Genomic DNA, 25,366 nt, shown 5'->3' with positions numbered 1-25,366 from the left:
CAAAGGCTGATGTCGTGAATTCATTGAACAATCAATCGGTGCTGTTGGTCGGGCTCGGAGAGTCTGGGCTGGCTTGCGCGCGCTGGGCGTTACGCCAGGGCGCACGGTTGACCATCGTGGATACACGGGCCACGCCCCCGGGGCTTGCGCAGCTGCAGGCAGAGTCTGATGCCGTGGTTTGCCTGACCGATCTGAATGGTGTGGATTGGGCGTTCGACCGCGTGGTGGTGTCGCCCGGCTTGCCTCCTCACCATCCCTTGATGCGTACTGTGACCGAACTGGCTGCAGCCCAAGGTACACCGGTTGATTCTGAACTTGATTTGTTTGCCGATGCGTTGGTTGACCTGCAACACACCCAAGGCTATACGCCCAAGGTGGTCGGCATCACGGGCACCAACGGGAAAACAACCACCACAAAAATGGTGGAGTGCCTTGTGGGCCACGCAGGAAAATCTGCCCTGGCTGCGGGCAACATTAGCCCTGCCGCACTCGACGCCTTGCGCGCCGCGCTGGACAGCGACACCTTACCCGAGGTGTGGGTGCTTGAGTTATCAAGTTTTCAGTTGCATTGGACCACGCGTTTGCGTTGCGATGCTTCTGCCGTGTTGAACATCACGCAGGATCACCTGGACTGGCATGCGGACATGGCCGAATATGCGGCGGACAAGTTCCGCATATTCACGTCCGGTGCGGTGTGTGTGGTCAATCGGGATGACCCGATTGTTGACCAAGCCCCCATGCCCGAAGGGGCTAATCGAGTCACGTTTGGTTTGAATGCACCCACGCGCGCCGGAGACTTGGGCTTGTCCCGCGAAGGGGGCATGCTCTGGCTGAGCCAGGCGTACCCTGTGCAAGAGGCTTCAGGCGGGCGCCGGGGTAAACACGAAGTCATTGAAACAGCCAGCAAGTTGTTGATGCCCACCGACGCCCTACTGGTGGTCGGCTTGCACAATGCCGCCAATGCACTGGCCGCATTGTCTCTGTGCCTTGGTTTGGGGTTGCCCATGGCCAAGTTGTTGCATGGGCTGCGCACCTACAAAGGCGAGCCACACCGTGTCGAGTTTGTGCTGCAAGTTGATGGTGTGGATTACTTCGATGACAGCAAAGGCACCAATGTCGGTGCAACCGTTGCAGCCCTTCAGGGTTTAAGCCGTCCCATGGTGTTGATTGCCGGGGGCGATGGCAAGGGCCAGGATTTCGGGCCATTGGCCGCAGCCGTGTCTGCAGCCTGCAAAGCCGCTGTGTTGATCGGGAAAGACAGGCATGCCATTGCGCAGGCTCTGCAACCCACGGGTGTGCCTGTGCAACTGGCAGACAGCCTGGAGCAAGCGGTTGCCCTGTCGGCCACGTTGGCCAAGGCGGGGGATTGTGTGCTCTTGAGCCCGGCCTGTGCCAGCCTCGATATGTTCCGCAACTACGTGCACCGGGCTGAAGTGTTCATCAGCACCGTGCGTGAACTGGCCGCTGACAGGGGGCAACCATGCTGAAGAAATGGTTGAACCGCGGCAAGCCCGACATGCCCATGAAAAACCTGGTGCCCGCAGGTGTGCCGGGTGCGTCAGCGGTGTACGGTTTTAACCGGAACCCGGGCCTGGTGGCCAACCCCGCTCAAGCGCTGGATCAAGCGTTGATTTGGTGCACGCTGGCCTTGTTGTTTCTGGGCTTGGTGATGGTGTACTCGGCCACCGTAGCCCTGCCCGATTCCACCAAATACACCAACTATGCGCCCACGCATTTCCTGGTGCGCCATGCCTTTGCGATGGTGGTGGCCTTCAGCCTGGCCTTCTTTGCATTTCAGATTCCCAGCAAAAGTTGGCAGCAATTGGCCCCCTTGCTGTTCCTGTCATGCATCGGTTTGCTGGTGCTGGTGTTGATTCCGGGCATCGGCAAGGAAGTCAACGGCGCACGCCGCTGGTTGTCCTTGTACGTGCTCAATATCCAGCCCTCCGAGTTGATGAAGGTGTGCGCCATTTTGTATGCCGCCGATTATGCCGTGCGCAAACAAAGCCACATGCAGAAACTCAGCAAGGTACTCGGCCCCATGGCCGCCGCCATGACCTTGGTGGGCATGTTGTTGCTGCTCGAACCTGACATGGGTGCCTTCATTGTGATTGTCACTGTGGTGTTCGCCATTCTGTTTTTGGGGGGCATCAATGCCAGGGTGTTCTTCACCATCCTGTTAAGTCTGGTTGTAGCCTTCATTCTGTTGATTGCATTCAACGACTACCGTCGGGCCCGCTTGCTGGCATATCTCGACCCTTGGAGCGGCGACAATGCCCAGAACAAAGCCTACCAACTGTCCCACTCGCTGATTGCATTCGGGCGCGGTGAAACCTTCGGGGTTGGCTTGGGGGGGAGCGTAGAGAAGCTGCATTACCTGCCCGAGGCGCACACCGACTTCATCATGGCGGTGATTGGCGAAGAGCTCGGTTTTGTGGGTGTGGCGTTGGTGATCAGCTTGTTCGCATTCATTGTGTTGCGGTGTTTCCGCATCGGTTCGCAAGCCATCGCCTTGGAGAAAACATTCAATGGATTGATGGCCAAAGGTGTGGGCATCTGGATTGGTGTCCAGTGCTTCATCAACATGGGTGTGAACCTTGGGCTGCTGCCGACTAAAGGGCTGACTTTGCCGCTGATGAGTTATGGTGGCTCCGCCATCATGGTCAACTGCGTGGCCTTGGCCATGGTGCTGCGGGTGGATTACGAAAACCGCTTGATGATGCGTGGGGGGGCTGTGGGATGAGCCGAACCGCATTGATCGTTGCCGGTGGCACCGGTGGCCATATTTTCCCCGGCTTGAGTGTGGCCGAACAACTGCGCAAGCAGGGGTGGGCTGTTCACTGGGCAGGCAACCCGGCTGCCATGGAAGGGCGTTTGGTACCCCAGCACGGCGTGCCGCTGCATGCGCTGGTGTTTGCCGGCTTTCGTGGCAAAGGGTTGTTGCAGCAAATGTTGATGCCGATGAAGCTGTTGCGAGCCTTTGCGGCCAGCGTCGGCATTTTGAGGCGTGTGCGTCCCGACGTTGTGTTGGGGATGGGCGGTTATGTGGCCTTCCCCATGGGCATGATGGCCAGTCTGTTCAATGTGCCTTTGGTGGTGCACGAGCAAAATTCGGTGGCGGGCCTCACCAACCGCGTGCTGTCCAAGCTGGCCGATAAAAACCTCGTGGCTTTTCCCCAGGCTTTGCCAGGTGCCGATTGGGTGGGGAACCCTGTTCGCGCCAGCGTGATCAGCCAGGACGACCCAGCAGCGCGTTACAGCCTGCGTAGCGGGCCCTTGAAGCTGCTGGTGCTGGGTGGCAGCCTTGGGGCTCAAGCCTTGAACGCCACCGTGCCTCAGGCGCTGGCCTTGTTGCAACCCCACGATCGGCCTCAGGTGGTTCACCAATCCGGCGAGCAAAACCTGCCACAACTTCAGGCCAACTACGCGCAGGCGCAGGTCAATGCCGAGGCGGTGGCTTTCATTGACGATGTCGCCAGTGCCATGGCCAGTGCTGACTTGGTGATCTGCCGCGCCGGGGCCATGACCGTGGCCGAAGTGGCGGCCATCGGCGTGGCTGCGTTGTTTGTCCCGTTTCCCCACGCAGTGGATGACCATCAAACCAGCAATGCCCAATTCCTGGTGGCGCAAGGTGCAGGCTGGTTGATGCAGCAAACCGAATTGAACGCTCAAGCCTTGGCGAAATGGCTTCAGAGCCTGACACGCGAGACCTGTGCCCAGGTGGCCGTCAAGGCCAAAGCCCTGGCCAAACCAGAAGCCACGACACACGTGGTCAACACCTTAGAGCGGCTTGCACGATCATGAAACACAAAGTCAAACATGTTCATTTTGTAGGGGTCGGTGGGTCCGGCATGAGCGGCATTGCCGAAGTACTGCGCAACCTCGGTTACAAAGTCAGCGGTTCTGATCTGAACGCCTCTGCAGTGACCAATCGCTTGGCCTCCATCGGGATAGACGTGAAGATCGGCCATGCGGCTGAACACATCGAAGGTGCCGATGCGGTGGTGACTTCCACTGCAGTCAGTGGCAGCAACCCCGAGGTGCTGGCCGCACGTGCGCGTCGCATCCCTGTGGTGCCACGTGCGGTGATGCTGGCCGAGCTGATGCGCCTCAAACAAGGCATTGCGATTGCAGGTACTCACGGCAAAACCACCACCACCAGTTTGGTGGCCAGTATTTTGGCTGAAGGCAAACTTGACCCCACCTTCGTGATTGGTGGACGTCTGAACTCGGCCGGTGCCAACGCCAAACTGGGCACTGGCGAATTCATGGTGGTGGAAGCCGATGAATCGGATGCCTCATTCCTGAACCTGATGCCGGTGATCGCCATCATCACCAACATTGATGCCGACCACATGGACACCTATGGCCATGATTTTGCCCGCCTGAAGCAGGCCTTTGTTGAATTCACCCAGCGCCTGCCTTTCTATGGCATCGCCGCCGTGTGCGTGGATGATGCATGCGTGCGGGAGATCATGCCCTTTGTGTCCAAGCCGATGGTCACCTATGGCCTGTCTGACCAAGCGCAGATCAGGGCGATTGATGTACAGGCCTGCGCTGGCCAAATGAAGTTCACCGTACTTCGGGAAGATGATCCCCCGTTGGATATCACTCTGAACCTGCCCGGCGAGCACAACGTTCGCAACGCGCTGGCGGCCATCGCCGTGGCCACAGAAGTCGGTGTGGCTGACGAAGCCATTGTTGCTGCACTGGAAAAATTCAATGGTGTTGGGCGTCGTTTCCAGCATTACGGCGAACTGCCTGCCAAGGACGGAGGCACATTCATGGTGGTGGATGACTACGGTCATCACCCGGTGGAAATGGCAGCTACACTGGCCGCCGCGCGTGGAGCTTACCCGGAGAAGCGCTTGGTTCTGGCCTTCCAGCCACATCGATACACCCGTACCCGCGACTGCTTCGAAGATTTTGTGAAAGTGCTCGGCACGCCAGACCTGGTGATTCTCTCCGAAGTGTATGCCGCCGGAGAAGCCCCCATTGTGGCCGCCGATGGGCGCTCACTGGCCCGCGCTGTTCGAGTGGCAGGCCGTACCGAACCGATTTTTGTAGAAAATCTCGATGACATGGAAAGTACAGTGTTGAATGTTCTGCGTGAGGGTGACTTGCTGATCACCATGGGTGCCGGGTCCATTGGTGGCTTGCCTGCGCGCTTGGTCAACAGTGCCAAAGGGGTGGGTGCATGACAGCGACAATCGACCCCAAAAGCCTGGGCAAAGTGGTGGTGCTGTTTGGTGGCCCATCGGCTGAACGTGAAGTGTCGTTGAAATCCGGCAGCATGGTGCTGGCCGCCTTGCTGCGTCAGGGCGTGGATGCTCATGGCTTCGACCCTGCCGAACGCAGCGTGGTTGAATTGGCCCAAGGAGGTTATGACCGCGCGGTGATTGCCCTGCATGGCCGATTCGGTGAAGACGGTACCATTCAGGGCGTACTCGAAAGCCTGCACATTCCGTACACCGGCAGTGGCGTGACCGCCTCTGCCTTGGCCATGGACAAAATTCTGACCAAGGCTGTGTGGCTGAGCGAAGGCCTGAACACCCCCGATTATGTGCGCTTAACGCCCGGTTTTGATGTGAAAGCCGTGGTGAACCGCTTGGGCCTGCCCTTGATTGTCAAGCCTGCGCAAGAAGGCTCCACCTTGGGTTTGACCAAGGTGAAATCCGAAGCAGACCTTCAAGCCGCATTTGACCTGGCTTACCGCTACGACCCTAATGTACTGGCAGAGAAATTCATTGCGGGTATGGAACTGACCGTGCCTGTGATGGGTGAGGGGGCAGATGCCCACGCCTTGCCCGTTATTCGCATTCAGGCGCCCGAAGGCAATTACGACTACCACAACAAATACATCGGCAACGAAACCCGCTACTTCTGCCCCAGCGAATTGCCCGCTGAGCTGGAAAGCCAGGTGCAGGCCATGTGCGTGAAGGCGTATCAGGTGCTGGGTTGTGCAGGCTGGGGCAGGGCCGATGTGTTGGTGGACACCAACCAGACGCCTTGGCTGCTGGAAATGAACACCTCCCCTGGCATGACCGACCACTCCTTGGTGCCCATGAGCGCACGCGCCAGCGGTGTCGAATATGACCAATTGGTTTTGACCATCGCGGCCAGTGCCCGTTTGAAGGCCACAGGCCAGCAAAGGAGCCAATGATGCTGGGAGCCATCTGGCAAGACGACAAACTCATGGGCATCATCGCCGGGTTCTTTTTTGCCCTGGCGATGGTGTTGCTGGGTTATGCGTCTGTTCAGTGGTTCATCAACCGTCCGTTTTTTGAATTGCGCACGGTGAAATTGGTTGGCCAGGTCGAACGCGTCAACCTGATTGGCTTTCGCTCGCAGGTGTTGCCGCAGGTCAAGGGCAGCTTCTTCTCGGCCAATCTGCAAGATATTCGAAAGGCTGTGGAATCGCAGCCCTGGGTGCGTAAGGCCTCCATTCAGCGGGCCTGGCCGAACGGCCTGAGCATTCAGATTGAAGAACACCAGCCATTGGCGGCCTGGGGGGAAAGCCAGCTCGTCAACACCTTTGGCGAGGTGTTCTCGGCCAACCTGGCCGAGGTGGCCGAAGACAAAGAACTGGCGCAATTGTCAGGCCCGGCTGGTTCGGAGTTGCTGGTATCCACGCTGTACATCACTGCGTCGGACAAGCTGCGCGCCTTGGGGCTGTGGCCAGCGCGTATCCGTCTGTCAGACCGGTACGCCTGGGCCATCGAAACCGACAGCGGTTTGAAAATTGAATTGGGCCGTGATCAGGAAGGATTCAGCGTTGAAAACAAGCTGGATCGCTTGGTCAAGGTTCTGCCAAGAATACAAAAAGAGGTGATGCCCAGGTTGAGCAGTGTCGACCTGCGTTATCCCAGGGGTGTGTCCATCAAGGGCGAGAAACTGGTGTTGAATGGCGCAGCAACGGCCACCGGCACGACAGTGAACTAACAAGGTTTGAGAAAGAGTTTGGGCACCATGACTAAAGAGCCAAAAGATTTGATTGTAGGACTGGACATCGGCACCTCCAAGGTGGTGGCCATGGTGGCGGAGTTGCTGTCCGACGGCCGCTTCGAGGTGGTCGGTGTGGCGCAGCATGAGTCGCGCGGGTTGAAGAAGGGCGTGGTGGTCAACATCGAATCCACCGTGCAATCCATCCAAGCCGCACTGGAAGAAGCCGAGTTGATGGCCGATTGCAAAATTCGCACGGTGTTGACCGGCATTGCCGGAAGCCACATCCGAAGCTTCAATTCCTCAGGCATGGTGGCCATCAAGGAACGTGAAGTGACTCAAGCCGACGTGGCGCGGGTGATTGAAACCGCCAAGGCGGTGAATATCCCCACTGACCAACAGATCCTGCACGTGCTGCCTCAAGAGTTCATCGTTGATGGGCAGGAAGATGTGCGCGAGCCCCTGGGCATGAGCGGTGTGCGCCTTGAAACCCGTGTCCACATTGTCACGGGTGCCGTGTCTGCTGCACAAAACATCGTCAAGTGCGTGCGGCGCTGCGGGCTGGAAGTGCAAGACCTGATGTTGCAGCCACTGGCCTCCAGCATGGCCGTTCTGACCGAGGATGAGAAAGAGTTGGGTGTCGCCTTGATCGACATTGGCGGTGGCACCACTGACATCGCCGTGTTCACCGGTGGCGCCATTCGGCACACCGCCGTCATTCCGATTGCCGGTGACCAAATCACCAACGACATCGCCATGGCCTTGCGCACCCCTACGCCCGACGCGGAAGAGATCAAGCTGCGTCACGGTGTGGCCAAGCAGGTGCTGGCTGACCCGCACGCCAAAATCGATGTGCCCGGTATTGGCGAGCGGGACACCCGTACGCTGTCCAAGCAAGCGCTGGCCGCCGTCATTGAGCCCCGAATTGAAGAGCTGTTTTTGATGGTTCAGCAAGTGCTGCGTGAGAGTGGGTACGAAGAGCTGTTGTCCTCGGGCATCGTGCTGACCGGCGGAACCAGTTTGATGCCAGGCATTGCCGAGCTGGGCGAAGACATTTTCATGAAACCGGTGCGCGTGGGCGTGCCCGAATACAACGGCGGACTGGCTGACATGGTCCGCACACCCCGATTTGCAACAGCCATGGGCTTGTTGCAGGAAGCACGCGCACAGCACCTCAGGGGCCGCCGAGTGGCCTCACAGGGTGGTGGCATGAAGCAAACCATGCAGCGCATGAAGGAATGGTTTTTAGGCAATTTTTAACTTGATTTCATTTTCGGCGAAGTCGCTTTGATAGGAGGCAGTGAATATGTCGTTTGAGATACTCGAGACAGAGACCAAGGGTACTGTCATCAAGGTTGTGGGTGTCGGCGGTGCCGGTGGCAACGCAGTCGCACACATGATTAACCAGGGCGTTCAAGGCGTGGATTTCATTTGCGCCAACACGGACGCACAGGCACTGGCTAAAACCGGTGCGCACACCCTGATCCAACTGGGCCGCACTGGCCTGGGCGCAGGCGCCAAACCAGAGGCGGGCCGTCAGGCTGCTGAAGAAGACCGCGATCGCATCCGTGATGCCTTGCGTGGTGCGCACATGGTGTTCATCACCGCAGGCATGGGCGGTGGCACAGGCACAGGCGCTGCCCCCGTGGTGGCCGAAGTGGCGCAGGAGTTGGGCATCCTGACCGTGGCCGTGGTCACCAAGCCTTTTGAGTTCGAAGGTTCCAAGCGCAACCGCATGGCCGAAGAAGGGTTGGACCAACTCACCTCCAAAGTGAACAGCCTGATCGTTGTGCTCAACGAAAAGCTGCTCGACGTGGTGGGCGATGACGCCACCCAGGAAGATTGCTTCATGGCCGCTGACGACGTGTTGCACAACGCGTGTGCCGGTATTGCCGAGATCATCAATGTCGAAGGCAACGTGAACGTCGACTTCGAAGACGTGAAAACCATCATGTCTGAAGTCGGCAAAGCCATGATGGGCACCGCCACAGCCAATGGCCCTGACCGTGCCCGTGAAGCGGCCGAGCAAGCGATTGCTTCGCCCTTGCTGGAAGGTGTGGACCTGTCCGGTGCGCGTGGTGTGTTGGTGAACATCACCGCCAGCCGTGGCCTGAAATTGAAAGAAACCAAAGAAATCATGAACATCATCCGCGCTTACGCTGCAGAAGATGCGACTGTGATCTTCGGTACCGCCTACGACGACAGCATGGGCGACGAATTGCGCGTGACCGTGGTGGCCACGGGCCTGGGCCGCAAAGTGGCCAAGCCCAAACTGGTGCCCAACGAGCAATACGTTCCTGTGATGCGCACGGGTACCAACGATGTTGTTGGTGGCCACGAGCAAGACCTGTCCATTCCCGCTGTGTTCCGCAACCCACGTGAAAGTGCAGCCACTCGCGTGGAAGCGCTACAGAACAGCGGCATGGACAAGTTTGACATTCCCGCGTTCCTGCGTCGTCAGGCGGATTGAGTTGATTTAGACTCAACGGGGAAAGGACCCGCATGCCCCTGGGATGTGAACCGGGGCCGTGTCCTATCCGCGCAGAAGGGTGCCAGAAGCAGTTTTCGCAGTTTTGCCGAAGACTGCGGGCTTCTTGCCCCCTAAAGATGTGTGAACCTTTCCCCACAACAAGGCGCCAGCAATGGCGCCAATTTGTTTTACTCAGGAGTACACCATGAGCATTCAAGTCGGAGACAAACTGCCTGCCGCCACCGTTTACGAGTTCTTCCATGAAGAAACGGGTGGTTGTGCGTTGGGCCCCAATGCCTTTGATGTGGCCAAAGAGGCCGCAGGTAAAACCGTCGCAATTCTGGCCCTGCCCGGCGCCTACACGCCCACTTGTTCAGCCAAGCACTTGCCGGGCTTCATTCAACTGCGCGACGAGTTTGCCAAGCGTGGGGTGGATGAAATCTGGTGTGTATCCGTTAACGATGCGTTTGTGATGGGTGCCTGGGGCAAAGAGCAGGGTGCCAATGGAAAAGTGCGCATGTTGGCCGATGGCTCCGCTGAATTTACCCGCAAGGTGAGTATGGAGCTGGACCTGACCGCGCGTGGCCTGGGTGTTCGCTCCCAGCGCTATTCAATGCTGGTCAAAGATGGCGTGGTGCAAGTGGTCAACCTGGACCCGCCCGGTGCGTTTGAGAACAGTGCGGCAGAAAAACTACTGTCGCAAGTCTGAATTGCGTGAAATGCCGGAAGTTGGTGTAAGTTAACGTCTTCTTGTTGTGTTTTTCGCAATTCTGGAACATTGATTCCATCAAATTGCTTTGGATTAGAGACAGGGCTGGGTACACTTGCCCTGTTTTCCAAAAGGACCCGACGTGAAACAGCGCACACTCAAACAGGTACTCAGTGCCACCGGCATCGGCCTGCACTCTGGCAAACGGGTCACCATGACCCTGCGGCCAGCGCCGGCTGACACGGGCATTGTGTTCCGTCGTGTGGACCTGCCTGAGCCCGTTGATTTCCCCGTCAATGCCTCCGCCATTGGCGACACCCGCATGGCCTCCACGCTGGAGCGTGAGGGCGCGAAAGTCTCCACCATCGAGCATTTGATGTCGGCCCTCTGCGGGCTGGGTGTGGACAATGCCTACATCGATCTGGATGCCATGGAAGTGCCCATCATGGATGGCAGCGCGATTTCCTTCGTCTTCCTGATTCAACAGGCCGGTGTCGAAGAGCAGTCCGCCCTGAAAAAATTCATTCGAGTCAAAAAGGCGGTTGAAATCCGCGAGGGCGATGGCCCCAGCCTGAAGTACGCCAGCCTCAAACCCTACAACGGCTTCAAGCTGCGGTTCGAGATCGATTTCGGTCACCCGGCCATTGATCAGACCGGGCAAATGCTGGAAATTGACTTTGCCAGCACTTCTTTTGTCAAAGACATTGCCCGTGCCCGCACTTTCGGTTTCACACAGGACGTGGAAACCCTGCGCAACATTGGGTTAGCCCGAGGCGGGAACCTGGACAACGCCATCGTCATGGACGAATACCGCATTCTGAACGCCGATGGCCTGCGTTATGACGATGAATTCGTCAAACACAAAATTCTGGATGCCATTGGTGACCTGTATGTGATTGGTCACCCCATCATTGGCGAATACCAGGCGTTTCGCTCCGGCCACGGCCTTAACAATCAGTTAATCCGGGCTTTGGTGAAGGATCCTTCCGCTTTTGAAATAGTCACTTTCGAAAGTATTCGTGAAACACCCACCGTGTTTCGAAGCGACTGGGCGGTTGCATAAGCCGCCCGGCTTCACTATCATGGCCGCTCAGCCTGCGTTTCAGGGGCTCGCGGTTAGTTCATTTGAATCGGTGGTGCTTGTTCAGGGCCCGGGTGGCCTCCAGCACTGGTGATTCCGGCAGCTGTTTTTCCAGTTCAAGCCATGCCTTTCTGGCGGCTGGGCCGAATGAGGCCTGCTTCGCCTTGGGGGTGTTTGCTTTGGAAAGCGAAGCACCGGTTTGAACTTGCAGTTGAATGTGTTTAACATTCCAACCGTGTTGTTGCAGCAATTCCAGCAAACTGGGCAGCGATTGGCGCAGCCTGGTCAATGCTGAAGGGGTGCCCACAAACAGCTTGAGCTTGTCTTGCTTGAGCGGCCCCACCGCAAAGGTCACGCCTCGAAGGGCGGGCCAACTTTTTAACGTTTTCTCCAGCCGGGCTGATTGCTCGGCCAAAGCCACCAGCCCGGCAGTGTCGCCGCGGCCCAGTAGGCTAGACATCGGGGAAAACTGGGAATGCTTGGGTTTCACCGGGGGTTCTCTTTACAGTCCGTGAGCACAAGTCTTGCTTGGTGCAGGGTAAGGCCGCGAATTGAGGAGGTCACACATGCAGTTGATTCTGATGCGGGGTCCGTTTGGCCGCGTCGCCACTGTCAGTATAAGTGCTCTGCACCTTTGGCTGGCATTGGCATTCTTCATTTTGGTGCTTCTGGGCTCCGTGTTCGGCGGCATGATGCTGGTGGCCCACTACGGCGACGAAATTCCCGGTGTTCAGAATGTGATGTACGAACGCCAAATGGAGCGTTTGAGCCAATCTCCTGAATCATCCAGCCCTTTGGATGCCATGGCCATTCGGCTGGCTGAAATGCGGGCTCAGTTGGCCCGTCTGGATGCCGTCAGCGCGCGTTTGCTTAAAGCCAGTGGCGTTGAAAGCAAGGCAGCAACCGTGGAAGTGCTGGGTCAGGGTGGTTTGCGCCAGCCCGATGAGCGGTCCCTGAGTTACGGGGAAGTCAAAGCCACCATGAAAGACTTGGCCAAGCAGATCGACAAGCAGGCTGATGTGCTCAGCATCATTGACACCGACATGCAATTGGCCCGGGTGCGCAATCAGGGCATCCCCAATGAATTGCCGCTGACCGATACGGTGGCTGTCAGCAATTTTGGCAACCGCATTGACCCGATCACCGGTCGCCGCTCCCTGCACGAGGGCATCGATTTCATTGCCCCAATCGGCACCCCCATTCTGGCTGCAGCAGCCGGCGTGGTGATTGAGGCCAGTTTCCACCCGGCTTACGGCAATATGGTGGAAATTGAGCACGACAACAAAACCGTCACCCGCTACGCCCATGCTTCCCGCCTCTTGGTCAAGAAGGGCGACATTGTGCGCAACGGGCAAAACATCGCCTTGGTGGGCAACACCGGGCGTTCGACAGGCCCCCACCTGCATTTTGAGGTGCGGGTTGAAGGGCAGGCCAAAGACCCCATGGCTTTCCTGGCTAAACACGGGCAACCCCGCCCCAGCCCGGGTGCCGTTGCCGCGCTGGCAGGCATCTTGCCGGATAGCACCGCCAAGCCGATTCAATAAGTTACGCGTGCTAAACTCTGAGGCTGTTTGTCCGTGCCGGCAGGCCCAGTGCCCGACCGGCCTTTACAGCTTTCAATAGCCCCCGTGGGGGCACAAGCCCGCGCCATCATGATTGATACCCTCAAGAAGATTTTCGGCAGCCGAAATGACCGGTTGTTGAAGACCTATCGAAAAGCCATTGCACAGATCAATGCCCTTGAGCCCGCCGTGTCTGCCCTGACCGACGAACAGCTTCGAGGCAAAACCCAGGAGTTTCGTGAGCGGCTGGCCGCTGGCGCCACCCTGGACGACCTGTTGCCCGAGGCCTTTGCCGTGGTGCGCGAGGCTGGCAAACGTGTGCATGGTATGCGGCACTTTGATGTGCAGTTGATTGGGGGTATGGCCCTGCATCAAGGCAAGATCTCCGAGATGCGCACTGGCGAGGGCAAAACCCTTGTGGCCACCTTGCCCGCGTACCTGAACGCGCTCGAAGGCAAGGGCGTACACGTAATTACCGTGAACGATTACCTCGCCTCCCGCGATGCGGCGTGGATGGGCAAACTGTATGGCTTTCTGGGCATGACCGTGGGTTGCAATCTGTCCCGCATGCCGCACGATGACAAACAGGCCGCCTATGCCGCTGACATCACCTACGGCACCAATAACGAGTTTGGGTTTGACTACCTGCGCGACAACATGGTCTACAGCGTGGGTGAGCGTGTGCAGCGCAGCTTGCATTACGCCATTGTGGACGAAGTCGACTCCATTCTGATTGACGAGGCCCGTACGCCATTGATCATCTCTGGCCAGGCCGATGACCACACCGAGGTGTACCTCAAGCTCAATGCCGTGCCTGGCCTTCTGCAGCGCATGACCGCAGAGCCCAAGCCCACCGAACCCGAGCCGGAAGGCGACTTCTGGGTGGACGAGAAAGGCCACCAGATTCACCTGAGCGAAGCCGGGCACGAACACGCCGAGAACATTCTGAATCAGATGGGCTTGTTGGCCCCCGGTGCCAGCCTGTACGACGCGGCCAACATTTCCCTGATGCATCACTTGATGGCGTCATTGCGGGCGCACAACCTGTTCCACAAGGACCAGCATTACGTGGTGCAGAACGGTGAAGTCATTATTGTGGATGAGTTCACAGGGCGGCTGATGCCTGGTCGCCGCTGGTCCGACGGCTTGCATCAGGCTGTTGAAGCCAAGGAAGGTGTGCGCATTCAGCCAGAAAACCAGACGCTGGCCTCCATCACCTTCCAGAACTACTTCCGCATGTACAAGAAGCTGTCCGGCATGACCGGTACGGCGGACACCGAAGCCTTTGAGTTCCAGTCCATTTACGGTCTGGAAACCGTGATCATTCCGACACACCGCCCGGTGCAGCGCAAGGACTCACAGGACAAGGTGTACAAAAGCGCCCGCGAGAAGTACAACGCGATTCTGGTGGACATCAAGGATTGCTACGAGCGTGGGCAGCCTGTGTTGGTGGGCACCACCTCCATCGAGAACTCCGAACTGATTGCCTCCTTCCTGCAGAAGGAAGGCTTGCCGCACAACGTGCTGAACGCCAAGCAGCATGAGCGCGAGGCGGAAATTGTGGCGCAGGCGGGCAGGCCCAAGGCCGTCACCATCGCGACCAACATGGCTGGCCGGGGAACCGACATCGTGTTGGGTGGCAACCTTGAGCGTGAACTGAGCGCGATTGAAGCCGACCCGGCGCTGGACGAGGCCGCCAAAGCCGCCGCGCTGGACAAGGCCCGCACCGAGTGGAAAGCCCGCAATGAACAGGTGTTGGCCGCTGGCGGTTTGCACATCATCGGCTGTGAACGCCATGAAAGCCGCCGTATTGACAACCAGTTGCGCGGCCGCTCCGGCCGTCAGGGCGACCCGGGTTCTTCCCGCTTCTACCTGTCCATGGAAGACAACCTGCTGCGTATTTTCGCTGGGGACCGCGTGCGCGCCATCATGGAGCGTCTGAAGTTGCCCGAAGGCGAGGCGATTGAGGCAGGCATTGTCAGCCGCTCGATTGAATCGGCGCAGCGCAAGGTCGAGGGCCGCAACTTCGACATTCGCAAGCAGTTGCTGGAATACGATGACGTGTCCAACGAGCAGCGCAAAATCATTTACAGCCAGCGCAACGAAATTCTTGAAGAGCAGGATGTCGAGGACACCATCACCAACCTGCGCCACGGGGCCATTGAAGGCACCTTCCGCACATTTGTGCCTGAAGAGTCGGTTGAAGAACAATGGGATCTGGAAGGGCTTGAAGCCGCGCTGAAGGCGGATTTCGACCTGGATTGCCCGGTCAGCCAGTGGCTGGAAGCCGACCCCAAGGCCGGCGATGACGATTTCCTCAAGCGCATTTTGAACCAGGCCGACCAGGCCTACAGCGAGAAAGTGGCCTTGGTGGGCCGCGAACCGTTCGCGCGGTTTGAGAAGTCGCTGTTGCTGCAGAATCTGGACGCGCAATGGCGCGAACACCTGGCCGCGCTCGACTACCTGCGCCAAGGCATTCACCTGCGCGGTTATGCCCAGAAAAACCCCAAGCAAGAATACAAACGCGAAGCCTTTGAGCTGTTTGCGGCCTTGCTGAATCGGGTTCGCGACGATGTCAGCAAAAACCTGCTGACGGTTCGTATTCAAAGCGCCGAACAAGCCGAGGTAGCCGAACACGCCATCGAAGAACGTGCGCCGCAGTTGGACAACCTGCAGTACCAACACCCCGATGCCGAGGGCACAGCAGACGAGTCCTCAGAGGCCGCACCCGCCGATGCCGAGGGCATGGCTCAACAGGCGCCACGCCGGGTGAGCGACAAGGTGGGGCGCAACGACCCCTGCCCCTGTGGTTCCGGCAAAAAATACAAACACTGCCACGGCAAACTGTACTGATTCGGAGACAACATCCATGCCTGTCAATTACCAGGTGCCCCAAGCACAGCAACTTCACCCCGTGCCCGGTGTTGAACTGGGTTACGCCATGGCCCACATTCGCAAGCCCAACCGCAAGGATGTGCTGGTAATGCGCCTGGCGGAGGGCACCAGTGTGGCTGGTGTGTTCACCACCAACCGGTTCTGTGCGGCCCCGGTGCAGGTGTGTCAGGCCCATTTGGCGGCCGCCCAAGGTGTCCGCGCCTTGGTCATCAACACCGGGTGTGCCAACGCAGGCACTGGCGAGCGCGGCTTGGCCGATGCGCGGGCCACGACAGCCAAAGTCGCCAGTCTGTTGGGCCTGAGCGCCGAGCAGGTGTTGGTGTTTTCAACGGGTGTTATTCTCGAAAACCTGCCCATGGAGCGGCTGCTCAATGGGGTTGATCAGGCCGTCGCAGGCCTTGGTCAGGCGGACTGGCTGGATGCGGCTACGGCCATCATGACCACCGACACCGTGCCCAAAGCCAGCAGCATTCGTATTCCTCTGGGGCAAGGTGAAGTCACCATCACCGGTGTGTCCAAAGGCGCAGGCATGATCCGCCCCAACATGGCGACCATGCTGGGTTACCTGGCTACCGACGCCGCCATCAGCCAAGCTGTGCTGAGCCAATGGACCCGCAGCATCGCCGACGCCTCCTTCAATCGCATCACCATTGATGGCGACACGTCGACCAACGACAGCTTCATCATCATGGCCACCGGCCAGTCCAAGGCCGTCAACATTCAGACTGGCCAAGAACCTGAAGCGAAGGTGCTGTACGAGTCCCTCAAGGCGCAGGCCACCTTGTTGGCCCAAGCCATTGTGCGTGATGGTGAAGGTGCCACCAAATTCATTACTGTCACCGTGGAAGGCGCTGGCAATGATGACGAAGCGGCCAAAGTGGCCTACGCCATTGCGCATTCCCCGCTGGTGAAAACTGCCTTTTTCGCATCCGACCCCAACTTGGGCCGCATTCTCGCGGCGGTGGGGTATGCAGGCATCACCGACCTTGACCAAACCCGCATTCAGCTTTATCTGGGCGATGTGCATGTGGCCCGTGACGGCGGTCGCCACCCCGATTACCGGGAAGAGCAAGGGCAAGCCGTGATGAACCAGGCTGAAATCACAGTGCGGGTGCAGTTGGGGCGTGGCCAGCATGCCACCACCGTATGGACCACCGATTTCTCGCACGATTACGTCAGCATCAACGCCGATTACCGCAGTTAAGGAGCGCATGCCATGCAGGGAGGGGAAGACTGGCGCGAGCTTGTTGGGCACCTGCGCCGCATTGCCGACGCGTTGGAGCAGGGCGTCATGCGCCCGCCCGAAGATTGGTCGGCATCCTGCGCGTTTCGCCTGCATCACCGGGCCGGCCAGCTCAGGCTGGAACCGGTTCAGACGTTCAACCCGCTTGACCTGAGCGCCCTGCGCAACATTGATGTGCAGGCGGGTAAGGTTGATGCCAACACCCGCCAGTTTGTGCGGGGGCTTCCCGCCAACAATGTGCTATTGACTGGCGCGCGGGGGACTGGCAAATCGTCCTTGGTTCGCGCCATGTTGACCCGCTATCAGGCTGAAGGACTGCGGTTGATTGAAGTGGACAAGTCGGACCTGCTGTTCCTTCAGGACGTGGTGGACTTGGTGGCTGCCCGGCCCGAGAAATTCATCGTGTTTTGTGATGATCTGTCCTTCGAGGAAGGGGAGCCCGGTTACAAGGCCTTGAAGAGTGTGTTGGATGGCTCGGTGGCCGGTACATCGCCGAATGTGCTGATTTACGCCACCTCGAACCGACGCCACCTGTTGCCTCAAATGATGAAGGACAACCTGGCCACCACCCACGACCAAGGCGAGGTTCGGCCTGCTGAAACCATCGAAGAAAAAGTGTCCTTGTCAGACCGCTTCGGTGTCTGGGTGTCGTTCCACAACTTCACACAAGATGAATACCTTGAAGCGGTGCGCATGTGGCTTGACCATTTTGCTTGCCCGCTGGACGATGAAGCCCGTTTGATTGCCCTGCGCTGGACCATCGATCGGGGTGGTCGCAGTGGCCGCCTGGCCTTTCAGTTTGCCAAGCACTGGGCTGGCCAAAAAGCCCTGAAATCCGACACATGAGGCCCGACGGTGGGTGACGTTCGCAAGCGCGTGGATGTGGCTGTCGCGGTGGTGTTCAACGACCGCGGGCAGGTGTTGTGGGGTTGTCGGCCCGAGGGCAAGCCGTACGCCGGGTACTGGGAATTTCCCGGTGGCAAGGTTGAGCCTGGCGAAACGGTGTGGCAAGCCTTGGTGCGTGAACTCAAGGAAGAGCTGGACATCACTGCTCAGGCGGGTGCCCCGTGGTTTGTGATTGAGCACGATTACGAGCACGCTTTGGTGCGTTTGCACCTCTACCGGGTGTGGCAGTTCAGTGGGCAGGTGCGGGCCCTGGAAGGCCAGGCCTTCACCTGGGCCAGTTTGGATGCCAACGACCTCACTCCCATTCTGCCGGCCACTGAACCCTTGTTGCCCACCTTGGTCCAGCCCCGTTTCATGGCGCTGAGCAGCTACAGCCAAGGCTTTGAGGCCTGTGCAAGCCGTCTGGAATCTGCCTTGTCCGTGGTGGCCGAGCCTGTTTGGGTGCAGTTCCGCGAAAAAGGCCTGAGCGGGGCGGCTTTGTGGGACGCTTACCGACACCTGCAAGCCCTCTGCCAACGCCTCGGCCACCGGGTATTGATCAATTCCAGCAACTGGGCAGACCTTGAGCGCATGTCGGCGCAACGGAACGAGCCCTTGAACCCTGCGGGTATTCACCTCACGGAAGCTGACTTGCACCAAGTGGCTCAGGGGCAGTTCAAGCCCACCGGCCGCTTGATTGGGGCCTCGGTTCATGATGAAGCGGGCCTGCTGCTGGCCCACCGGGTGGGGCTTCAGTACGCCGTGTTGGGGGCGGTCAATGCCACACCGTCGCACCCGGGTCAGCCGGGAATGGGTTGGGCCAAGTTTTCAGCCAGTGTGCAGGGCGTGCGTTTGCCGGTGTATGCCATCGGCGGCCTGGGGCTGGAAGACTATGAACAGGCCCGCGCACATGGGGCTCATGGGGTGGCTATACTGAGCCGCTTTACAGGTTACACAACCTGATTCGGAACTGCACCGCGTCGGCTGTGGGGTTGTTTTTGCTGACGCCTTGGGCGTTGGGCACGTTGAAACGTATCCACAGCATGTATTTGTTGGCGCTGAATTCAGGCACCAGTTCAAGGTCAGCAGGCATGTCGATGCGCAGCAACTGGTAAGTTTTTCCGCTGAGCTGTTGCGTGAAGTTGCCTTGCTCGGCAGTGACCAAGCTGACCTCACCACTGTTACGCAGCAGTTGCAGCACCAAAGCCACCGCTTGGGCCAAAGGCCGCATGGGGGCAAACCAGTGGTGAATGTCGGCCCGGCGGCTTGCAGCCGTACGGCTTTGCCAGCGGTGATAGCCCGGCAGATCGAACTCGCACACACCGCCCGGGATGGAGCAGCGGCTGCGGATGATCATCAGGAATTCATTGTCCCGAAGGTGGTAGCCAAGCCGACCGTTGCACTGGTTCAAATCGCTGGCCACACGGTCGATGTTGCCCAAGGTGTGTTCAAGGGCCTCGCTGTCCACACTGGGGTGGCCACGGTAATGCGACAAGGTCAGTCGCTGGCGGTCCAATTCTTGAAGCAGGTCGCTTTTGAGGTCGGCCCTTGAGCCCACTTCGATGATTTCGAACAGGGTCAGCAGGGCGGTGTGGTGGTCCAGCCGGTGTTCACGTTGCGTGAAAAAATCAAATTTACTGAACAAATCTTCAAGACGAAGCAAAGTACGAACACGCTCGTTGAGCGGAAATTCGTAACTGATCAGCTGGGCAACCGAGGTGCTTTCCTGAGTTTCGTCAAGCGCTTGTGACACCAATACTCCACGCGGGGCAAAAACTTTGCTTCACCGTGATTGTGGCGCAGTCGTGGTTTTCATGCAAACGTTCAGTTCAATTCGGCTTGATTTTTTTCAGTAATTCGTGCAATTGCTGAACTTGTGTCAAAACTTGACTGATTTCTCCGTCGTTCACGATGACATGGTCGGCTTTGGCCAAGCGTTGTGTCCGGCTGGCTTGGGCGGCCAGCACCGCTTGAATTTGGCTGTCTGGCCAGCCATTGCGGGCTTTCACCCGGGCAATCTGCGTTTCTACGGGGCAGTCAACCACCACAATTCGATCGGTGAGTTCAGCCCAGCCCCCTTTTTCGATCAACAAGGGAACCACCAGCACGGCGTAGGTGGTGGGCGGCACCGCATTCAGCGCTTCAAGCATGGTTTGCCGAATCACCGGGTGAACAATCGCCTCAAGCCGTGTGCGTTCCGAGGGGGTGTCAAACACGCGCTGGCGCATGGCGTCCCGGTTCAGGCTGCCGTCCGCGTTCAGGCTGTCCGCCCCGAAGGCGGCGCGGATCGACTCAATCGCCGGGCCCCCGGGCGCAGTGACCCTGTGGGCCACTTCATCGGCGTCAATGACGACGGCACCCAAGCTGGCCAAGTGGTTGGAGACCAGCGTTTTGCCCGAGCCTATGCCCCCGGTCAGCCCCACGATCATCGGTTTGTTGCGCATGCCTACACCATCAGCCATTGCAGCACATCCACCTGGGCCATCCACGCCAGTGCGCCCAGCACCAAACAAGGCCCAAACGGAAACGCATCGCGCTTGCTCTGGCCGCGCAACGTTAGCAACGCCAGCCCAAACAGCACACCGGACACGGAGGCCAGCAGCACCACAGTGAACAGGCTTTTGACCCCCAACCACGCGCCAATGGCGGCCAGCAGTTTGAAGTCACCGTAACCCATGCCTTCTTTGCCCGTGGCCAAACGGAACAGGTGATAGATCAGCCACAGCACCAGATAGCCCGCCATCGCCCCGATGACTGCCTCATGCAGGGGAACCCAATGCCAGATCATTTGCGCGGCCAGGCCCGCCCAAACCAAAGGCAGGGTGATTTGGTCGGGCAGCAGGAAAGTGTCCAGATCAATGGCTGCCAAGGCAATCAGCGTAGCCAGAAACCCCATCAATGCCAGGCTGGACCATTGCTGGGGGTAGAGCAATGCGATGGCCGCAAACCCGCCTGCAGTCAGCAATTCCACGGCGGGGTAGCGCCATGAAATGGACACGCCGCAGTGCCCGCATTGGGCTTTCAGCCACAGGAAGGACAGAACTGGAATGTTGTCATGCCAGCGCAAACGGGTTTTGCAGGAGGGGCAGTGTGACGGGGGCCACAGCAGGTCAAACCGGGTTTGCTGAATGTCTTCCTCGCCTTGCGCCTGCGCCAGTTCACGGGCCCAGGCCTGTTCCATCATGATGGGCAGCCGGCCGATCACCACATTCAGGAATGAGCCCACGCACAGGCCCAGCAACGCCATGCTGGTCAGCCACAGGGTAGGGCTCATTTCGGCGGGTTGGATCAAACAATGCCTCCGATGTTGAAGATGGGCAGGTACATGCCGATGATGAGCACGCCGATCAAGCCGCCAATCACACACATGATGGCGGGTTCCATGATGGTCGACAGTGTATCAACTTGATCGTCGAGTTTCACTTCGTACTGGTCTGCAAGGCGCTGCATCATCTCGTCCAAGCGGCCCGATTCTTCACCAATCCGGATCATTTGGATGCTGTCCTGGGGAAACACGCCTTGCAACTCCATGCCATCAGAAATGGTGCTGCCGCTGGCCACGGCTTGGCGAACTTCCCGTGTGGCCACTTCGAAACTGCGGATGGTGCTGACCAGTGCAACGGATTCCAAGGCATCGGTCACCGGTACACCAGAGGCCGACAGGGTGGAAAAGGTGCGGGTCCACCGCGCGTTCATCGCGGTGCGGATCAACTCGCCGAGCACGGGGATGCGGAGCATGACTTGGTCGCAGGCGTCTTTGAAGCGGGGCAGGCGTTTATAGGCCTGGTGCAGGCTCACCAAGCCGGCAATCACTCCGCCAGCCACCCAGGGGCCGTGGTTGACCAACACATCCGACAAATTGAGCAACATGGTCGTCAATGCGGGCATGTCGGCTTTGAATTGGGCATACACCGACCGGAACGAGGGCAGCACATAGGTCAACATGCCCACAGTCACCAGCGAGGCCACCACAATCACAATGCCCGGGTACACCATGGCTTTGCGCAGCCGTTGTTTGATGCGCTGTGCCTTTTCCAGGTGAATGGCCAGTCGGTTCAGGGTGCTGTCCAGTTCGCCGGCATGTTCCCCAGCGGCCAGGGTGTTGCAGAACAGGTTGTCGAAGTGTTTGGGGTGTTTGCGAAATGCGTCGCTCAGTTTGATGCCGCTTTCTACATCGGTGCGCAGGGTTCGAACCAGTTCCCGAATACCGGCTTTGCTTCGGCCAGTGAGGTTGCCACCAATCAGCCCGAGCGACTGGGCCAGTGGCACCCCGGATTGGGTCATCACCGCCAATTGCCGAACAAACGCGCAGATCTGAACCTGCTTGATGCCTGTGGTGCCTGATTTTCGGACCTTGCGCACCCGCGCGCTGCGGATGCCCTGGCGCCCCAGTTGGGCCATGGCATGCTGCTCGGACCTGGCCCTGATTTCACCCTGACGAGGTTTCCGTTTGCGGTCCCGGGTGGTTTCTGTCCATGCAAAGGTCTGTTCGGTGCTGCCTGTTCGGGCGCGTGTGGCAGTGGGCATGGCAGAAAGCCTCCATCAGGGTTTATTCCATTTCTGTCGCCTCCAGGATTTCCTCAATCGTGGTGATGCCTGCGCGGATTTTGCTGATACCGGAATCGCGCATGGTGCCAATGCCTTCAGACCGGGCTTGACGCTCCATGTCCAGCGCGGAGGCATTTCGAATGATCAGTTCCTGCATGGCTTCGCTCACTGGCATCACTTCATAAATGCCCGTGCGACCCAGATATCCTGTGCCATTGCACTGGTCGCAGCCTACCGCCGTAAAGGGGGTCCACTCCTCTTGGGGGAGCTTGTCGAGCAAGCCCACATTCACCAAGGCTTGGGCGCCGTCGGGGTGGGGGGTTTTGCAACTGCACAGCTTCCTGACCAAGCGTTGCGCAATCACCATGTTCAAGGACGAAGCAATGTTGTAGGGCTCCACGCCCATGTTGCGCATGCGCACGATGGTGGCCACGGCGTCATTCGTGTGCAGGGTAGACAACACTTTGTGACCCGTTTGCGAGGCCTTGATGGAGATGTCGGCGGTTTCAAGGTCGCGAATCTCGCCGACCATGATCACGTCCGGGTCTTGCCGAAGCAGTGCGCGCAGGGCCTTGGCAAAGGTCAGTCCAATGCGTTCGTTGATGTTGACCTGGTTCACCCCGGTCATGTTGATTTCCGCCGGGTCCTCAACCGTGCTGATGTTCACCGACTCCTTGTTCAGCATCGACAAGAACGTGTACAACGACACTGTTTTGCCGCTGCCCGTGGGGCCCGTGACCAGGATCATGCCGTGGGGCAGCGCCAGCGCCGCCTCAATGTGGGCCGTCTGTATCGGGTCCATGCCCAGTTGGTCCAGGCGCAGTGCCGATTTGCTGGAGTCCAGCAAACGCATCACGATTTTTTCGCCGAATACGGTGGGCAGTGTGCTGACCCGGAAGTCAATCTTGCGGTCTTCTGCACCCAAGGTGACGCGAATCCGGCCATCCTGAGGCAGGCGGGTTTCAGTGGTGTTCAAGCGGCTCATCACCTTGATGCGCGCTGCAATCTTGGTGCGAGCGGTCAGTGGAGGTTGTGAGGTTTCCTGAAGCACACCGTCAATCCTGAAGCGAACGCGGTAACTTTTCTCATAGGGCTCGAAATGGATGTCCGAGGCTCCGCGTTTGAGGGCATCGCTCAGCACGCGGTGCACGTAACGCACAATGGGCGCCTCATCCACGTCGGGCTCATCACCCCGTGGGGCATCGCTGCGCTCTTCTTCCTCGGTCAGCAGGGCATCTTCAATATTGTCGCTGTTGCCTTGGCGGCTTAGTACGCTGGTCAGCGCGTCGTACTGCACCACCACGGGTTCAACTTGCAGCTGGGTGCGAAATTTCAACTGCTGAATGGTGCTCAGGTCGGTGGGGTCGGCCACGGCCACATGAATGTAATCCTGACGGCGGTTGAGCACCACGGCTTCAAGCCCACGTGTGGCCTGAACCAACTCAGCGTCGAGTTCCAGTTGGCTGGCTGGGTCCCAGGCTGACAGGTCCAAAAGAGGGTAAGCAAAGTGGCTGGCGGTGGCGAGGGCCACCTGTGCAGGGCTGACAGCACCCGTCCCGCAAATCCATTCAGCCACTGAGCGGCCCGATGGTTCGGCGGCCATCAATTCGTCCAGTTTGGCCTGGTCGATCAGGCCTTGGGCCAACAGGGCCCGAACCAAGCCAGAGCTTTTCACGACAGCGCTGCTGATGCTCATTCGTCACGTCCTTCTGGAATGCGGGCTGGCCACACGCCAAGCCCCGTGTAATGCGCAGTGTAACGGGCCTTGGCGGTGAATGTCTTGCCTGGCCGGAAAACTACTCTGTTCGGGGGTTAGCTGTTGCGGGCGACGGCAAGGTCGCACAGGTCGGCCATGGACTGCCGGAACACGCTGTCACCAAGGCCTGTCAGTCTGGACTTGGCGGCCTCCGCCAAACTCACGGCTTTTTGACGGGTGTAATGCAGCGAGCCGGATTGTTCAATGGCGTGCAAAATGTCTGTGACATCCGAGGTGCCCCCCTCTTCAATGGCCTGACGGATCAGGTGATGAACTGGCCCGGTGGTGTGCCGCATGGCGTGGATCAGTGGCAGGGTGGGCTTGCCTTCACGAAGGTCGTCCCCCACGTTTTTGCCCAGCTCGCCGCTGTCACCGGCGTAATCAAGCCAGTCGTCGATCAGTTGAAACGCGCCGCCCAGTTCGCCACCAAAACGCCCCAATTGGTCGATGACCGCTTGCGGTTGCCCGGTCACAATGGCCGCCAGGCGACAGGATGCGTCAAACAGCTTGGCTGTTTTGAAGTCGATGACCTGCATGTAGCGCTCTTCGGTCACTTCCGGGTCTTTGCAGTTGAGCAGTTGAAGCACCTCGCCCTCGGCGATGGTGTTGGTGGCTTCGGACAGCACATCCATGACTGGCATCAGGCCAATCTTGACCATCATCTGAAATGAGCGGCTGTACAGGAAATCGCCCACCAGCACTGCGGCAGGGTTGCCATACTGGGCATTGGCCGTGAGGCGGCCGCGCCGCATGTCCGATTCGTCCACCACGTCGTCGTGAAGCAGAGTGGCCGTGTGAATGAATTCAACGATGGCCGCCAGTTCGGTGGCGTGGCGCATCTGCTGGGCGTTGGCGCCCAAGGCGCGGGCGGTCAGCATCACCAAGGCGGGCCTTAAGCGTTTGCCGCCCGCTTGAATGATGTAGTCGCTGATCTGGTTGATCAGAGGCACAGCAGAATGAAGACTGGTGCGAATCACCTCGTCCAGGGCGCGCATGTCATCGGCAATCGGGGCTAAGACTGTTTTTGCACTCAGTGTGGCTGTGGACATGGTTGGTGCGGTTCATGGACGGATGGACTCCCCCATTGTACTGAGGCGCACTGTTAAATTGTGCGACGCGGCGCAGGAAATGCTGCCCGGTGTGCCTTGTTGGCGGGGCGCTCCGCCGTCAAGCTGCCTTGTTTTTGCATCAGTAATGCTTCAAGCATTTGACTGTTCAGGGTTTTTTGTGGAATAATCGCGGGCTAACCATTTCAAAAGCACGCTTGTGTCTTTG

22 protein-coding genes are annotated in these 25,366 nt (G+C 58.8%); 15 read left to right on the top strand and 7 right to left on the bottom strand.

Features of this window, described 5'->3' with window-relative positions:
* Positions 1-14 precede the first annotated feature (14 nt).
* From murD to lpxC, 10 genes are all read left to right on the top strand, one after another.
* Positions 15-1,487 carry a UDP-N-acetylmuramoyl-L-alanine--D-glutamate ligase gene (gene murD / locus ACK4FF_RS12010; RefSeq protein WP_409709439.1) on the top strand — a complete coding sequence of 491 codons (1,473 nt, stop codon included), beginning with the start codon at positions 15-17 and terminating at the stop codon, positions 1,485-1,487.
* On the top strand, positions 1,481-2,743 hold the full coding sequence (ftsW, locus tag ACK4FF_RS12005) for a putative lipid II flippase FtsW (protein ID WP_409709436.1): 1,263 nt from the start codon (positions 1,481-1,483) through the stop codon (positions 2,741-2,743). Before murD ends, ftsW begins: the two co-directional genes overlap by 7 nt.
* Complete coding sequence (gene murG / locus ACK4FF_RS12000; RefSeq protein ID WP_409709433.1) at positions 2,740-3,804, top strand: undecaprenyldiphospho-muramoylpentapeptide beta-N-acetylglucosaminyltransferase; 1,065 nt, start codon at positions 2,740-2,742, stop codon at positions 3,802-3,804. Before ftsW ends, murG begins: the two co-directional genes overlap by 4 nt.
* Positions 3,801-5,201 (top strand): UDP-N-acetylmuramate--L-alanine ligase, encoded by a 1,401-nt coding sequence (murC, locus tag ACK4FF_RS11995; RefSeq protein ID WP_409709430.1) that lies wholly within the window; start codon positions 3,801-3,803, stop codon positions 5,199-5,201. The genes murG and murC overlap by 4 nt, the downstream gene beginning before the upstream one ends.
* Entirely contained in the window at positions 5,198-6,163 is a 966-nt protein-coding gene (locus ACK4FF_RS11990) for a D-alanine--D-alanine ligase (RefSeq protein ID WP_409709427.1), read from the top strand. Before murC ends, ACK4FF_RS11990 begins: the two co-directional genes overlap by 4 nt.
* A complete protein-coding gene (locus ACK4FF_RS11985) occupies positions 6,160-6,942 on the top strand; it encodes a cell division protein FtsQ/DivIB (RefSeq protein WP_409709424.1) in 783 nt (260 codons plus the stop codon). The genes ACK4FF_RS11990 and ACK4FF_RS11985 overlap by 4 nt, the downstream gene beginning before the upstream one ends.
* A 27-nt stretch (positions 6,943-6,969) precedes the next feature.
* Complete coding sequence (gene ftsA / locus ACK4FF_RS11980; RefSeq protein ID WP_409709421.1) at positions 6,970-8,202, top strand: cell division protein FtsA; 1,233 nt, start codon at positions 6,970-6,972, stop codon at positions 8,200-8,202.
* Positions 8,203-8,248: 46 nt separating this feature from the next.
* Positions 8,249-9,412 (top strand): cell division protein FtsZ, encoded by a 1,164-nt coding sequence (ftsZ, locus tag ACK4FF_RS11975; RefSeq protein WP_409709417.1) that lies wholly within the window; start codon positions 8,249-8,251, stop codon positions 9,410-9,412.
* A 205-nt stretch (positions 9,413-9,617) separates the two neighbouring features.
* Positions 9,618-10,121, top strand: a complete 504-nt coding sequence (locus ACK4FF_RS11970) for a peroxiredoxin (RefSeq protein ID WP_409709414.1) — start codon at positions 9,618-9,620, stop codon at positions 10,119-10,121.
* Between the two features lie 142 nt (positions 10,122-10,263).
* The gene (lpxC, locus tag ACK4FF_RS11965; RefSeq protein WP_409709411.1) at positions 10,264-11,184 is read left to right on the top strand and encodes a UDP-3-O-acyl-N-acetylglucosamine deacetylase; all 921 of its coding nucleotides are present in this window, start codon (positions 10,264-10,266) and stop codon (positions 11,182-11,184) included.
* Positions 11,185-11,242: 58 nt separating this feature from the next.
* On the opposite strand, the gene ACK4FF_RS11960 is transcribed toward lpxC, so the two are convergent.
* Complete coding sequence (locus tag ACK4FF_RS11960) at positions 11,243-11,662, bottom strand: hypothetical protein (protein WP_409709408.1); 420 nt, start codon at positions 11,660-11,662, stop codon at positions 11,243-11,245.
* A 106-nt stretch (positions 11,663-11,768) separates the two neighbouring features.
* Here ACK4FF_RS11960 and ACK4FF_RS11955 point away from each other — a divergent pair, with 106 nt between their 5' ends.
* The 5 genes from ACK4FF_RS11955 (at position 11,769) to ACK4FF_RS11935 (ending at position 18,750) form a co-directional block, all read left to right on the top strand.
* The gene (locus ACK4FF_RS11955) at positions 11,769-12,746 is read left to right on the top strand and encodes a M23 family metallopeptidase (RefSeq protein WP_409709405.1); all 978 of its coding nucleotides are present in this window, start codon (positions 11,769-11,771) and stop codon (positions 12,744-12,746) included.
* Positions 12,747-12,854: 108 nt separating this feature from the next.
* A complete protein-coding gene (gene secA, locus ACK4FF_RS11950) occupies positions 12,855-15,617 on the top strand; it encodes a preprotein translocase subunit SecA (protein ID WP_409709403.1) in 2,763 nt (920 codons plus the stop codon).
* A 16-nt stretch (positions 15,618-15,633) separates the two neighbouring features.
* Positions 15,634-16,863 (top strand): bifunctional glutamate N-acetyltransferase/amino-acid acetyltransferase ArgJ, encoded by a 1,230-nt coding sequence (gene argJ / locus ACK4FF_RS11945; protein ID WP_409709400.1) that lies wholly within the window; start codon positions 15,634-15,636, stop codon positions 16,861-16,863.
* A gap of 12 nt (positions 16,864-16,875) precedes the next feature.
* Positions 16,876-17,748 carry an ATP-binding protein gene (locus tag ACK4FF_RS11940; protein WP_409709398.1) on the top strand — a complete coding sequence of 291 codons (873 nt, stop codon included), beginning with the start codon at positions 16,876-16,878 and terminating at the stop codon, positions 17,746-17,748.
* A gap of 9 nt (positions 17,749-17,757) precedes the next feature.
* Entirely contained in the window at positions 17,758-18,750 is a 993-nt protein-coding gene (locus tag ACK4FF_RS11935) for a Nudix family hydrolase (protein WP_409709395.1), read from the top strand.
* Here ACK4FF_RS11935 and zapD read toward each other — a convergent pair.
* From zapD to ACK4FF_RS11905, 6 genes are all read right to left on the bottom strand, one after another.
* Positions 18,731-19,492: a cell division protein ZapD gene (gene zapD / locus ACK4FF_RS11930; RefSeq protein WP_409709505.1), complete on the bottom strand. Its 762-nt coding sequence runs from the start codon at positions 19,490-19,492 to the stop codon at positions 18,731-18,733. The genes ACK4FF_RS11935 and zapD overlap by 20 nt on opposite strands.
* Before the next feature lie 124 nt (positions 19,493-19,616).
* Positions 19,617-20,231 carry a dephospho-CoA kinase gene (gene coaE / locus ACK4FF_RS11925; protein ID WP_409709392.1) on the bottom strand — a complete coding sequence of 205 codons (615 nt, stop codon included), beginning with the start codon at positions 20,229-20,231 and terminating at the stop codon, positions 19,617-19,619.
* Positions 20,232-20,233: 2 nt separating this feature from the next.
* On the bottom strand, positions 20,234-21,079 hold the full coding sequence (locus ACK4FF_RS11920; protein ID WP_409709388.1) for a prepilin peptidase: 846 nt from the start codon (positions 21,077-21,079) through the stop codon (positions 20,234-20,236).
* Positions 21,076-22,314: a type II secretion system F family protein gene (locus ACK4FF_RS11915; protein ID WP_409709385.1), complete on the bottom strand. Its 1,239-nt coding sequence runs from the start codon at positions 22,312-22,314 to the stop codon at positions 21,076-21,078. The genes ACK4FF_RS11920 and ACK4FF_RS11915 overlap by 4 nt, the downstream gene beginning before the upstream one ends.
* A 22-nt stretch (positions 22,315-22,336) precedes the next feature.
* Positions 22,337-24,031 carry a type IV-A pilus assembly ATPase PilB gene (gene pilB, locus ACK4FF_RS11910; RefSeq protein WP_409709382.1) on the bottom strand — a complete coding sequence of 565 codons (1,695 nt, stop codon included), beginning with the start codon at positions 24,029-24,031 and terminating at the stop codon, positions 22,337-22,339.
* Between the two features lie 116 nt (positions 24,032-24,147).
* Entirely contained in the window at positions 24,148-25,140 is a 993-nt protein-coding gene (locus tag ACK4FF_RS11905; RefSeq protein ID WP_409709379.1) for a polyprenyl synthetase family protein, read from the bottom strand.
* Between the last annotated feature and the right edge of the window lie 226 nt (positions 25,141-25,366).

The organism is Limnobacter sp. (genome assembly GCF_046297615.1).
GTDB lineage: Bacteria > Pseudomonadota > Gammaproteobacteria > Burkholderiales > Burkholderiaceae_B > Limnobacter.
The sequence above is the reverse complement of the archived record's forward strand: the minus strand, read 5'-3'. Positions and strand labels throughout refer to the sequence as shown.

Coding starts and splice junctions, on each gene's coding strand:
- ftsW (WP_409709436.1), top strand. CDS start 1,481: ATGCTGAAGAAATGGTTGAACCGCGGCAAGCCCGACATGCCCATGAAA.
- murG (WP_409709433.1), top strand. CDS start 2,740: ATGAGCCGAACCGCATTGATCGTTGCCGGTGGCACCGGTGGCCATATT.
- murC (WP_409709430.1), top strand. CDS start 3,801: ATGAAACACAAAGTCAAACATGTTCATTTTGTAGGGGTCGGTGGGTCC.
- ACK4FF_RS11990 (WP_409709427.1), top strand. CDS start 5,198: ATGACAGCGACAATCGACCCCAAAAGCCTGGGCAAAGTGGTGGTGCTG.
- ACK4FF_RS11985 (WP_409709424.1), top strand. CDS start 6,160: ATGATGCTGGGAGCCATCTGGCAAGACGACAAACTCATGGGCATCATC.
- ftsA (WP_409709421.1), top strand. CDS start 6,970: ATGACTAAAGAGCCAAAAGATTTGATTGTAGGACTGGACATCGGCACC.
- ftsZ (WP_409709417.1), top strand. CDS start 8,249: ATGTCGTTTGAGATACTCGAGACAGAGACCAAGGGTACTGTCATCAAG.
- ACK4FF_RS11970 (WP_409709414.1), top strand. CDS start 9,618: ATGAGCATTCAAGTCGGAGACAAACTGCCTGCCGCCACCGTTTACGAG.
- ACK4FF_RS11960 (WP_409709408.1), bottom strand. CDS start 11,662: ATGTCTAGCCTACTGGGCCGCGGCGACACTGCCGGGCTGGTGGCTTTG.
- ACK4FF_RS11955 (WP_409709405.1), top strand. CDS start 11,769: ATGCAGTTGATTCTGATGCGGGGTCCGTTTGGCCGCGTCGCCACTGTC.
- secA (WP_409709403.1), top strand. CDS start 12,855: ATGATTGATACCCTCAAGAAGATTTTCGGCAGCCGAAATGACCGGTTG.
- argJ (WP_409709400.1), top strand. CDS start 15,634: ATGCCTGTCAATTACCAGGTGCCCCAAGCACAGCAACTTCACCCCGTG.
- ACK4FF_RS11940 (WP_409709398.1), top strand. CDS start 16,876: ATGCAGGGAGGGGAAGACTGGCGCGAGCTTGTTGGGCACCTGCGCCGC.
- coaE (WP_409709392.1), bottom strand. CDS start 20,231: ATGCGCAACAAACCGATGATCGTGGGGCTGACCGGGGGCATAGGCTCG.
- ACK4FF_RS11915 (WP_409709385.1), bottom strand. CDS start 22,314: ATGCCCACTGCCACACGCGCCCGAACAGGCAGCACCGAACAGACCTTT.
- pilB (WP_409709382.1), bottom strand. CDS start 24,031: ATGAGCATCAGCAGCGCTGTCGTGAAAAGCTCTGGCTTGGTTCGGGCC.
- ACK4FF_RS11905 (WP_409709379.1), bottom strand. CDS start 25,140: ATGTCCACAGCCACACTGAGTGCAAAAACAGTCTTAGCCCCGATTGCC.